Below are 12,218 nucleotides of genomic sequence, written 5' to 3' on the forward strand. Positions count from 1 at the left end.
ACAATGAAAAAAATCGGATTATTAGGCGGCACGTTTGATCCGCCGCATATTGGTCATTTAACAATGGCAGAAGAAGCCTATGAAAAGCTTAACCTAGATGAAGTGTGGTTTATCCCTTCTGCAGAGCCACCACATAAAGAGCAAGCTAAAGTGTCCGCTGTTGATCGACTATTAATGTTAAAAGTTGCACTAGAGCCAGTTAATTACTTTAAGATAAATACGATTGAATTAGAGCGCCAAGGGAAATCTTATACTTACGATACGATTCAAGCATTAAAGGAACAATACCCTACCTATCAATTTTATTTTATCATTGGTGCAGATATGGTAGAGTATTTACCTAACTGGTATAAGATTGATCAGTTGATTGAACTTGTTCAATTTGTTGGAGTAAAACGACCGGATTATCAACTAGATACATCATATCCTGTGATCATATTAGATACACCCGGTCTAGATATCTCTTCGACAATGATCCGAGAGCGATTAAAACTGAATCGATCTGTCAGGTATTTAATTCCTGAACGTGTATTATCACTTATAAAGGAGAAGGGGTTATATGGACAAGGAACAAGCTCTTAAGTTAGTTAAACCCCATTTAAGTCAAAAGCGTTATCAACATACAAAACGCGTGCTAACAACGGCATTAGAATTAGCTCAACGATATGATGTTGATGAAGAAGAGACGATGTTAGCTGCAGTATTTCATGATTATGCAAAATATCGTCCCTTAGATGAAATGAGTCATATTATTAAGCAAAACGAGTTACCGATAGATCTACTTAGTTTCCACCATGAACTTTGGCATGGCCCAGTTGCCTCTATATTAGTTGAAACAGAAATTGGTATTACGAATCAACAAGTTAAAGACGCCATTTACTGGCACACAACAGGTCGAGGAAATATGTCAGAGTTAGAGAAGGTAGTATATTTGGCTGATTACATAGAACCAGGACGCAGCTTTCCTGGACTAAGTCTAATTCAAAAGAAAGCGAAAGAAGACTTAGACGAGGCCTGTTTTATGGCAGTTCGCAATACAATCCAGTTTTTATTAGAACGAGAACGGTTAATCTATCCAGAAACAATTAATATGTATAACCACTTAAAACGAATTTTGGAGGAATCAAATTTATGAGCAATAATCAATTAGTTAAATACGTTGTTAAAGCAGCTGATGATAAGCGCGCTGAAGATATTATTACATTAGATATGAAAGGTGTATCATATATCGCTGATTATTTTGTAATTTGTGAGGGTACGAATGAGCGACAAGTTCAAGCGATCGCTAGAGGAATCAAAGAAGAAGTAGAGAAGCATGGTGGAGAAGTAAAAAGAATGGAAGGCTTTGAACAAGCGCGCTGGATTCTGATCGATATAGGTGACGTTGTTTGCCATGTCTTCCATCAAGAGGATCGTCATTACTACAATTTAGAGCGCTTATGGGGTGACGCACCAATTGTAGAAATTGATATCGAAGATGTAGAGGATTCACAATGACATACCGTCAATTAGCAAAACTTTATGACTTTTTAATGAAGGATGCACCTTATGATCAATGGACGAGTTTTACTAAGCAATTTATTGATCAAAAAAAACCAGCAAATCAGATTAGTATTTTAGATTTAGGATGCGGGACTGGACAAGTAACTTGGCGACTAGCTGAAAAAGGCTATCAGGTGACTGGAGTTGATTTATCTGAGGATATGTTAACTGAAGCATCGGCCCTCGCTAATGAAAAAAACTTGCACGTTCAGTGGTTACAGCAGGATATAACTGAACTGGAAGGCTTATATGATTATGACGTTATTGTTAGCTATTGTGATGTAATCAATTATATTACTGATCCCGATAAGCTCATGCAGGGATTTCAGAGAATTTATGATAGTCTTGATCAATCAGGTGTTTTCTTATTTGATGTTCATAGTATGAACCATGTGAAAAATGAAATGGTAGATCAACTATTTTCAGAAGTGTATGATGATTTATCATATATTTGGTTCTGTTATCCAGGTGAATTTGAAGGAGAAATGACTCACGAGTTAACATTCTTTATTAAAGATTCAGATCAGTATCAACGCTTCGATGAGTTCCACCATCAAAGAACTTATCCAATTTCAACTTATTTAACGATGCTCAAAGAAGTAGGATTTAAAGACATTAAAGTGTTTGCCGATTTTCAATTCGATGAAGAAATAATTGAGCCTTTTGATGAATCGGAGGGTGATCGATTCTTTTTCGCATGTCGAAAATAGTTAATTTTAATCACATTAAAAGATTGGCCAATTAGACACATCAACAATCAGTGTGAGATTTTACACTGATTGTTGATAGTAATTATTTTTTTAAAATAGCAGGATATTTCTTTATGATTGTCGAAATAGGTAGATTGAATTAACAACAATATGACAATTTAGGAGGAATACAGTGAAATGGATAAAAAATAATTATATTTTATTGCTAATTGGTGCATTGGTCGTTATTAGCTTGTTTTGGGATTTACTTATTTCAGAATTATTTAAGCCTTCAATTGAAACTACTCCTTTTCATTCCGCAGAGGTTGACTCTTCAATAGACACACAACAATTACCGATAGAAATAAATCAATCTACCACTCAAGAAAAATTATATGTTGATGTAAAAGGTGCCATCTACAAACCTGGTGTTTATTTAGTAGAGCCTGATGACCGTGTTATTGATGTCATTGAATCAGCAGGTGGGTTTACGGATGATGCTGATGAAAATCAGATTAATTTAGCTGAGAAGGTATATGATGCTATGGTCATTTATGTTCCGTCGGTATCAGATTATAGTGAATTAATTGTCCAAACCCAATCAAATGATGGTAAAATAAGAATCAATCAAGCGACACAAACTGAGCTTGAACAATTACCTGGTATTGGAGCAACTAAGGCATTAGCGATTATTCAATACCGTGAAGATAATGGTCCGTTTAAAACGGCGGAGGAACTACAAAATGTCTCAGGAATTGGTGCGAAAACTTTTGAGCAAATAAAAGAGTTTATCATCGTTCCGTGAATTTTAAGAATTGTAAGGAGAGAGCTTATGACACGAATATCTTGGGAGCAATATTTTATGACACAAAGTCATCTAATCGCATTAAGAAGCACATGTGAACGATTAACCGTTGGTGCAACGATAGTAAGAGACAATCGAATTATTGCAGGTGGCTATAATGGTAGTGTATCAGGAAGTGACCATTGTATTGATGAGGGTTGCTACGTCATTGATGGACATTGTGTGCGCACTGTACATGCAGAGATGAATGCAATCTTACAATGTGCAAAATTTGGTGTCCAAACAGAGGGAGCAGAAATTTATGTCACTCATTATCCTTGTTTACAATGCTGTAAGGCGATTATTCAAGCAGGGATTAATACGGTTTATTATGCAGCAGATTATCGAAATCATCCATATGCCAGCGAACTATTTAAAGATGCGAATGTTAATGTACAATTTATTCCACTTGAAAATGAGTCGATTCAATTATTAAATAATTAATCGAGGGCAAGGGGGGAATTTTGTGAGAGGAAAAGGGTATCTACTTGTAGTCTCATTACTCATAGGTTATTATGCAGCAAATCAATTGACATTCTGGCCAATCGTCTGTTTATCTTGGCAATTGTTTTTGTTAATTTACTATTACAGAAGACGATTGAGATCCTATGAATTAATTGTTTTGCTACTTGTTGCCCTTTTTTTCTCACAGCATTTTGTGCACGATCCATCTGATGCGTTACCTTCTTTAGAAGGTGAGGTTCAGCTTACTGGAACCGTAAATAAATTAATCAAATCTACTGAAAATCACACCTCGTTTATCCTTCAAGAAACGAAGACAAATACTCATATTCAAATAAATGTCTTTACTCCATTAAATTCAGCGCCAAACCAAGGGGCGAAATGCCAAATCATAGGTGAATTGCAATTTCCAGAACACGCAACAAATCCAGGACAATTTAATTATCATGATTACTTAGCTAATCAAAAGATTCATTATCTGATGACCATTAATAATGAGGATCAATTGGCTTGTCAGGGTTCGAGTCTAGTAGGTCGTCTATCCCGAATACGAGATTTGCAGTTTGAACATGTTGATCAACAATTTGATCTAACGATTTCGGCTTGGATGAAGTCATTAATTTTTGGTGATCGATCGGAACTCGATGAACAATTAGAATTACTTTTTGAAAGATGGCATCTGACACATTTACTGGCTATTTCCGGTTTGCATGTCAGTATTATTGTAACAATTTTGCATGTTATATTCATTTATTGCTGTCGATTCACAAAAGAAACGACTTATCAAATTCTAATTGGCTTTATGTTAATTTATCCAGTGTTAGGTGGTGGTGCACCATCAATATGGCGTGCATCATTAGTGATGATCTTTAATTATTTGGCATGGTATCAACGAGAACGGGCTATCTCACTTGATTTTCTAAGTATATCCTTTGTTCTGCTCCTATTTTTAAACCCGGAATGGATTTTTCACCTCGGTTTTCAATTTTCTTACCTCATTTCATTTTCATTACTATTATCAAAACAAATTCTTACCAATCTAAAATCACGCTGGTCACAAATGTGGTTTGTTTCTGGATTGTGTATAACTGTTATTATTCCTATTCAATTAAATACATTTTATCTGTTTAACCCGATTAGTATTATTGTTAACTTAGCCGTGACTTTTTATTTTAGTACAATTTTTATACCGCTTATTTTTACAACATATATAGCTAGCTTGATCTTACAACCATTATTATTTGTTTTTGTAACATTGGTAAATCATGCACATAATATATTCTTAGTCTTTATTAAATTTTTTGATCACTTTTTCTACTATCCAATCGTAACAGGTCCACTTAAACCACTTTTAATCTTGCTCTTTTATCTTTGCTTAATTTACATTTTAGTTCATTTTGAGCAAAAGCAATTTAAACAAGTTCGTTATGGCTCTATGATGTTTATCACTATATTTATCGTACAACAAGCAATTCCTTATCTAAATCCAACTGGATCTGTCACTATGTTGGATATCGGACAGGCGAATGCGCTTGTTATTGAATTACCGTATCGTAGGGGAGTTATTTTGTACGACGTAGGATCTACATTAGCGGCGGATTTCAGCACGCCATCAGAACGTGCATATCAACAAATTATCAAACCATTTTTACATTACTCTGGAATTGATCATATTGATGCGATCATCTTGTCTCATGAAGATTATGATCATCTCGGCAGCTTACAGTATTTATTAGCTGATTTTACCGTAGATACAGTGATAACTTCTAATTACTTTCAATGGCCAGAAGGATTTGAGGAATTTATCGATGATGAACGAACTAGACATATGCGTGTTACTGTTGGGGAATCTTTTTCAATTGGAGGACAAACTTTTTATTGTCTAAGTCCTATTCGAGATTGGCAAAACCCTAACGATAATTCACTTGTTCTTGTTACGACATTTGGAGAAAATAGCTGGTTATTAACTGGAGATATATCAGAACAAGTTGAACTAAGTATTTTGCGTGATTATCCTGACTTATCAATTGATACTTTAATCGTTGCTCATCATGGTAGTCAAACTTCAACATCGCAACGTTTTTTAGAACAGATCAACCCACAACATGCGCTTATTCCTGTCGGCCGAAATAATTATTTCAAACATCCAAGTCAAACTGTCATTGATCGTTTAAATCAGTTAAAAATCGAGGTATATCGAACAGATCAAGACGGGGCGATTCAATTCATTTTCAAAAAACATCAAAAGGTAGGAACCTTTTCAACTCATTTACCATAAGCTATTAACAAATAAGTGATTGTAGTTATGATTACCTTAGTTAGCAACAGTTAACAGGCTTAATATTTGTCGCAATGGCTAAAGTAATGACATAGAGAGAAGAAGTACGAGCGAATATCGATTAATGGTCAGAACCTAGGTCTGGTCATTAATCGTTTATATAGATTTAGAAAGGGAGTAGGTTTTTCCCTTTCTTTTTTTCTTGTCAAAAGTTAAGTCAAGCTATACGATAGTAGGTAAGATTGTAATAACGGGGATGAGAGAATGAATTATATTGAAGCAATGAAAGCATTAAAAACTAAAGAAATCCCATCGGTAATATTAATTTACGGTGAAGAGCAGTTCTTAATTGAATCAGCAATTAATCAAATTTCTGACCGGATTTTTAACAAAGGCGATGCAGAGGATACGCTAATTCAATATGACTTAGAAGAAACGACGATTGATGATGTTATTATGGAAGCAGAAACTTATCCTTTTTTCTCTGAGCAAAAAATTGTGATTGCCAAAAAAGCTTTTTTTCTAACTGCAAAACAAACTAAATCACAAGTTGAACATGACCTTAATCGGTTAATTGAATACATAGAACAACCTGTTGATTTTTCAACGTTAATAATAGTAGTGCCATATGAGAAGCTAGATGAAAGAAAAAAAGTTACAAAGCAATTGAAAAAACAAGCGATGACAATCAACTGTCAAGAAGTGAAAAGTTGGGAAATAGATCAGTGGCTTACTCATTTAGCGAAGCAATATCAAATCTATCTTGATAAATCAGCTGAACAAATTTTATTAAATGAAACAGGAACTAACCTCGGTTTGCTACAAAGTGAGATCGAAAAGTTAGCGTTATATGTCGGTGAGAATGGACAAGTGACAGCTGAAATAGCTCGTGATCTCGTATCACATCAAGGTCAGGCTACAGGTTTGAATCTTGTCGATATGGTGATTTCCAAGGATTTAACTGGAGCGATTAAAATTTATCGAGATTTAATGAAGCTAAATGAAGAACCTATCGCACTTATTGGCCTACTAGCATCACAACTAAGAACGATCTATCAAGTGAAAATATTAAGGCAAAAGGGATATCATCAACAGCAAATGGCAAGAGAACTAAAAGTACACCCTTATGTAGTGAAAATGTCATTAGAAAGAGAGCGAAAATTTAGTTTAGACATGCTTTATCGTTGCTTAACAGCCTGTTCGGAAATTGATCAAGCGATTAAAATAGGGAAGATGGAAAAGGAGCTAGCATTCGAGTCGCTACTTTATCAACTCATTAGCACATAAAAAAACGATCCTATTATAAAAGTAGGGTCGTTTTTTATTTGAACTATAATTGATTATGCGCCAAGTCCGTTAACTTTTTTAGTTAAACGTGATTTTTGACGATCACCATTGTTTTTGTGAATTACACCTTTTTGAACGGCTTTATCAATTGTTCTTACTGTTGTTTTTAAAGCAGCTTTTGCTTCTTCAACATTGTTTTCATTAACTAATGCTTCAACACGTTTAATGTTTGTACGCATGTTTGATTTAACACTTTGATTGTTTAAACGGTTTTTTTCGTTAACACGAATACGTTTAATAGCTGATTTTATATTAGCCATCATTATCACCTCCACCTGTATAAGTCCATTATAGCAATTATTATAGGACAAAAGATATTTTACCAAAGCCAGAACAATAATTCAATAAAAAAATGACTATTCAGCCCTAAATGTATGAAAAAACTGTTCAAGGAAAACTTAATCATAGAAAAAACACTAGAAAAGGTGATCAAAAGTGAATGAAGATAAATACTTTCAAATTCGTACAGACTTAGCTGTTGAAGCTAGAGAAATGTATGTTGAAGAAGAAAAACAAACAGAAGATATAGAAGGTGTTCTATTAAAAGAGCAAAAAATAAAAGGATTTCAAGTGACGGATGTTCGTGTTGATAAAACTGGTGAAAAAAAGATTGATAAAAAAGCCGGTAGATATATTACATTAGAAACAGATGCGATTAAAAATGGCGACAGTAATCAACAGCAGGCTACTGCAGAAGTACTTAGTGTTCTATTAGCTGATTTATTAAAGGAAAATAACATTAATGAATCAGCTCAGTGTCTAGTCGTTGGTTTAGGTAATGACTATGTGACACCAGATGCGCTTGGACCTCAGACAGTTAAGAAAATTCTAGTTACAAAGCATTTATTCACTTATCATCCAGAGATGGTTGCAGAAGGTTACCGACCAGTATCTGCATTTTCGCCAGGTGTTATGGGTGTAACGGGTATGGAAACAAGTGATATCATTCAAGGTATTGTTAAGGAACTTAATCCAGATTTTATTATTGCGATTGATGCGCTTGCGTCAAGATCGATTGATCGTGTCAATTCAACGATACAAGTTTCTGACACGGGGATTCATCCAGGATCAGGTGTTAATAATAAGCGAAAAGCACTTAGTTATGAAAATTTCGGGATACCAGTTATTTCAATTGGTGTGCCTACGGTCGTCGATGCGGTCACGATTACTAGCGATACAATCGATTATGTATTTAAGCATTTCGGACGTGAATTTAAAGAAAAGGATCGACCATCAAAAAGACTAGCACCTGCATCACTCACTTTTGGTAAAAAGACCTTAACTGAAAGTGATATGCCAAGTCAAACTGAAAAGGCAAATCTATTCGGCATGATTGGAAAACTAGATGAAACTGAAAAAAGACAATTAATCAAGGAAGTGCTAAGTCCACTCGGTTATAATTTAATGGTAACACCTAAAGAAGTTGATAGTTATATTCATGATTTAGCGCATCTAATAGCGACAGGTATAAATGGTGCATTACATGAAAACGTCAATAGTGAGTTAGCAAATAGTTTTACGCGATAAGATGATTTACAGTTCTATCCTACTTACCTCTATCATATAGTCTACTAATGATGAGAGAAAGTAGGATTTTTTATGTCAAAGAAGCCATTAATGCAAACTAAATATGCTGTACCTATTTTCGTTAAGCTACTATTTTATTGGATTCTAGTTGGTTTTATTGTATTTTCTATTATCGGTGCTATTGCTTCTTTACCGATCGGGAAAAAAACAAACCAGTCATTCATATTATCAGGGAGTGAAAATGTTAGTACGGATTTTTATTTAACATTACTTTCTTCTGAGTTTAGAACGTTAAAAAGTTTCGATCAATCAGAAATTCAAAAATTCTCAGTATCAGATTTTATCCTTCAATTAACGACACAATTAAATCGTACAGATATTCGCACACTATTTGGTAATGAGATCCCTGGCTTTTATCCATATCAAAACCGGATTATTATCGGGCAGGCAAACACGAATTACTCAAATTTACCTATTGAATCATCGCCACCACTAGAGGTTGTACTTGAAGATCATAACGTTATTGATCCACCTAAGGATGATCAAGACATGCCGGGACATCAAGACCAAACGACAGAACCTGCAGTGATGATTTATAATACGCACAATCGGGAATCATTTTTACCGCATTTAGATAATGTGACGGATCCTAATCAAGCATTCCACTCTGAAGTGAATGTGACATTAGTAAGTCAGCATTTAAATAAAGCACTTGCTAAACATGGAATTGGCTCAATCGTAGATCAAACAGATTTTACACAAGTTTTACATGATAAAGGTTGGGAGTATTGGCAATCATATCAAGCCTCTAGAGAAGTTGTTAAAACAGTTGTCGCACAAAATGAAAAAATTAACTACTTATTTGATATTCACCGTGATAGTCGTCGTAAAGATGATACAACTGTGACGATAAACGGAGAAGCCTATGCACAAGTATTTTTCGTCATTGGTGCTGATTATGAAGGTAATCAAAAGAATATTGATCTTGCACGCACGTTACATGAAAATCTCGAACAAAACTATCCGGGATTAAGTCGTGGTGTTGCAGAAATGGGTGGCGCAGGGCGAAATGGTGTCTATAATCAAGATTTATCTGAAAATGCGATTCTAATTGAATTTGGTGGTGTAGACAGTACATTAGATGAATTATACCGAACAGCTGAAGCATTGGCTGAGGTATTTGCAGATTATTATTGGGAAGCTGAAGCAGTTGCGAAAAACTGATAAAGGAGTGGAATTAGCAAATGATGAGATTTATTGGAAAGCTAATATTGATTACGTTTTGTGTGATCTTGATCATAACGTTTCTCCAGCAACAAAATGACATACCTAGCAATCAAGTTGAGATGAGTGATCCGCAAATCATCTTAACCTCAAACGCTCTCTATACTGATTTAACTGAACAATCCGATTTAGAGGTCGAAGAAGAATTAGTTAATCAAGTTGATGAAGATCAATCTGTCACATATTTTATTGCTCAATGGGTAGAAAAGTCAGGTTTAATGATTTATGAGGGGATCATCACTATACTTACTGATTTAGCGAAAGTAATCTAGTTAGAATCGACATTTTTTAAACGATATTTCGTTCAACTCTTAAAATAATTGAAACCATCTGTATTCACTGCTATAATCATGTTTGTATATTGTCCGTTATATAGGAGTGAAGATAGTGACAAAAGAACAAAGACAGAGAAATGTTCGGAACTTTTCAATCATTGCCCACATTGATCATGGGAAGTCGACATTAGCAGACCGAATTTTAGAAAAAACACAAGCTTTAACGCAAAGAGAGATGAAGGAACAATTTCTTGATGCAATGGATTTAGAGCGTGAACGTGGGATAACAATTAAATTAAATGCAGTTCAATTAAAATATCGTCATCATGATGGTGAAGAGTATATTTTCCATTTGATCGATACACCGGGTCACGTCGACTTTACTTATGAGGTATCTCGTAGTTTAGCGGCTTGTGAGGGGGCTATATTAGTCGTTGATGCTGCGCAAGGGATTGAAGCACAAACGTTAGCGAACGTTTATTTGGCTTTGGATAATGACTTAGAAATCATTCCAGTTATTAATAAAATTGATTTACCAAGTGCAGATCCAGAGCGTGTGAAACAAGAAATTACAGATGTTATTGGAATTGATGGTGATGAGGCATTACTCGTCAGTGCGAAATCAGGAATTGGAATAGAATCTATCTTAGAAGCGGTCGTAGATCGAATTCCTGCGCCAGAGGGAGATCCAGATGCACCACTTAAAGCGCTTATCTTTGACTCGCTTTATGATTCATATCGTGGTGTTGTTGCTTACATCCGTGTTAAGGATGGATCAGTTAAAGTTGGCGATAAAATTCGAATGATGGCAACTGGTAAGGAATTTGAAGTAAATGAAGTTGGTGTATTTAATCCTAAATTAACGCCAACAGATAAGCTAGAAGTCGGAGATGTTGGTTATTTAACAGCATCAATTAAAAATGTTGGTGACTCACACGTAGGGGACACGATTACATTAGCGCAAAATCCAGCTGCAGAACCACTACCAGGTTATCGTCAAATGAATCCGATGGTGTTCTGTGGACTTTATCCAATCGATCCGAATAAATACAATGATTTAAGAGAAGCGTTAGAAAGACTTGAATTAAACGATTCAGCCTTACAATACGAGTCAGAAACATCTCAAGCACTTGGCTTTGGATTTAGATGTGGTTTCTTAGGACTACTCCATATGGAGATTATCCAAGAACGAATTGAACGTGAATTTAATATTGATTTAATCACAACAGCACCAAGTGTTATTTATCAAATTAAAAAGACCGATGGAGAGACAGTTTCAGTTGATAACCCTTCTTTCATGCCAGATCCTCAGGTGATTGAAGCAGTTTATGAACCATACGTTAAAGCAAATATTATGGTGCCGAATGATTATGTAGGTGCTGTAATGGAGCTATGTCAGCGTAAGCGTGGAGAATTTATCGGAATGGATTACTTAGACGATATTCGTGTTAATGTTATCTATAGCATTCCATTATCTGAAATTGTCTACGACTTCTTTGATGCACTAAAATCGAATACGAAAGGCTATGCATCATTAGATTATGAAATTGAAGGATACAAACCTTCGAAATTAGTCAAGATGGATATTTTACTTAATAATGAGAAAATTGACGCGTTATCATTTATTGTTCACCGAGACTTTTCGTACGATCGAGGTAAATATATAGTTGATAAATTAAGAGAACTTATTCCAAGACAACAATTTGAAGTACCTGTTCAAGCGGCAATTGGGAATAAAATTATCGCACGCTCGACAATTAAAGCGATGCGTAAGAACGTACTATCAAAATGTTATGGTGGGGACATTTCTCGTAAGCGTAAATTATTAGAGAAGCAAAAAGAAGGTAAGAAGCGGATGAAAATGGTTGGTTCAGTTGAAATTCCGCAAGAAGCATTCATGTCTGTTCTGAAGATGGACGATGATTAAAATTAAATAATTTCGAGATCTACTTTGAATTAATGTATAATTT

Annotated in this window: 13 protein-coding genes; 12 read left to right on the plus strand and 1 reads right to left on the minus strand. The window is 35.0% G+C overall.

What is annotated here, in order from left to right; translation table 11 throughout:
- Positions 1 to 3 precede the first annotated feature (3 nt).
- The 8 genes from AXY_RS05585 (at position 4) to holA (ending at position 7,102) form a co-directional block, all read left to right on the plus strand.
- Entirely contained in the window at positions 4 to 582 is a 579-nt protein-coding gene (locus AXY_RS05585) for a nicotinate-nucleotide adenylyltransferase (RefSeq protein ID WP_015009821.1), read from the plus strand.
- Positions 560 to 1,135: a bis(5'-nucleosyl)-tetraphosphatase (symmetrical) YqeK gene (gene yqeK, locus AXY_RS05590; protein WP_015009822.1), complete on the plus strand. Its 576-nt coding sequence runs from the start codon at positions 560 to 562 to the stop codon at positions 1,133 to 1,135. The genes AXY_RS05585 and yqeK overlap by 23 nt, the downstream gene beginning before the upstream one ends.
- Entirely contained in the window at positions 1,132 to 1,497 is a 366-nt protein-coding gene (gene rsfS / locus AXY_RS05595) for a ribosome silencing factor (protein WP_015009823.1), read from the plus strand. Before yqeK ends, rsfS begins: the two co-directional genes overlap by 4 nt.
- Entirely contained in the window at positions 1,494 to 2,252 is a 759-nt protein-coding gene (locus tag AXY_RS05600) for a class I SAM-dependent DNA methyltransferase (RefSeq protein WP_015009824.1), read from the plus strand. Before rsfS ends, AXY_RS05600 begins: the two co-directional genes overlap by 4 nt.
- A 172-nt stretch (positions 2,253 to 2,424) precedes the next feature.
- Positions 2,425 to 3,036, plus strand: a complete 612-nt coding sequence (locus AXY_RS05605) for a helix-hairpin-helix domain-containing protein (RefSeq protein ID WP_015009825.1) — start codon at positions 2,425 to 2,427, stop codon at positions 3,034 to 3,036.
- Positions 3,037 to 3,063: 27 nt separating this feature from the next.
- A complete protein-coding gene (locus AXY_RS05610; protein ID WP_015009826.1) occupies positions 3,064 to 3,519 on the plus strand; it encodes a ComE operon protein 2 in 456 nt (151 codons plus the stop codon).
- 22 nt (positions 3,520 to 3,541) lie between these two features.
- Positions 3,542 to 5,815: a DNA internalization-related competence protein ComEC/Rec2 gene (locus AXY_RS05615; RefSeq protein WP_015009827.1), complete on the plus strand. Its 2,274-nt coding sequence runs from the start codon at positions 3,542 to 3,544 to the stop codon at positions 5,813 to 5,815.
- A 264-nt stretch (positions 5,816 to 6,079) separates the two neighbouring features.
- On the plus strand, positions 6,080 to 7,102 hold the full coding sequence (gene holA / locus AXY_RS05620; RefSeq protein WP_015009828.1) for a DNA polymerase III subunit delta: 1,023 nt from the start codon (positions 6,080 to 6,082) through the stop codon (positions 7,100 to 7,102).
- Positions 7,103 to 7,155: 53 nt separating this feature from the next.
- Here holA and rpsT read toward each other — a convergent pair whose 3' ends face one another.
- Positions 7,156 to 7,422, minus strand: coding sequence for a 30S ribosomal protein S20 (rpsT, locus tag AXY_RS05625; protein ID WP_015009829.1), 267 nt, complete (start codon positions 7,420 to 7,422; stop codon positions 7,156 to 7,158).
- Between the two features lie 175 nt (positions 7,423 to 7,597).
- On the opposite strand from rpsT, the gene gpr reads away from it, so the two are divergent.
- The 4 genes from gpr (at position 7,598) to lepA (ending at position 12,175) form a co-directional block, all read left to right on the plus strand.
- A complete protein-coding gene (gpr, locus tag AXY_RS05630) occupies positions 7,598 to 8,689 on the plus strand; it encodes a GPR endopeptidase (protein ID WP_015009830.1) in 1,092 nt (363 codons plus the stop codon).
- Between the two features lie 72 nt (positions 8,690 to 8,761).
- The gene (spoIIP, locus tag AXY_RS05635) at positions 8,762 to 9,913 is read left to right on the plus strand and encodes a stage II sporulation protein P (RefSeq protein ID WP_015009831.1); all 1,152 of its coding nucleotides are present in this window, start codon (positions 8,762 to 8,764) and stop codon (positions 9,911 to 9,913) included.
- 20 nt (positions 9,914 to 9,933) lie between these two features.
- Entirely contained in the window at positions 9,934 to 10,245 is a 312-nt protein-coding gene (locus AXY_RS05640) for a hypothetical protein (protein ID WP_015009832.1), read from the plus strand.
- A gap of 106 nt (positions 10,246 to 10,351) precedes the next feature.
- Positions 10,352 to 12,175: a translation elongation factor 4 gene (gene lepA, locus AXY_RS05645; protein ID WP_015009833.1), complete on the plus strand. Its 1,824-nt coding sequence runs from the start codon at positions 10,352 to 10,354 to the stop codon at positions 12,173 to 12,175.
- The last annotated feature ends 43 nt before the right edge of the window (positions 12,176 to 12,218 follow it).

This window comes from Amphibacillus xylanus NBRC 15112 (assembly GCF_000307165.1).
Classification (GTDB): Bacteria; Bacillota; Bacilli; order Bacillales; family Amphibacillaceae; genus Amphibacillus; species Amphibacillus xylanus.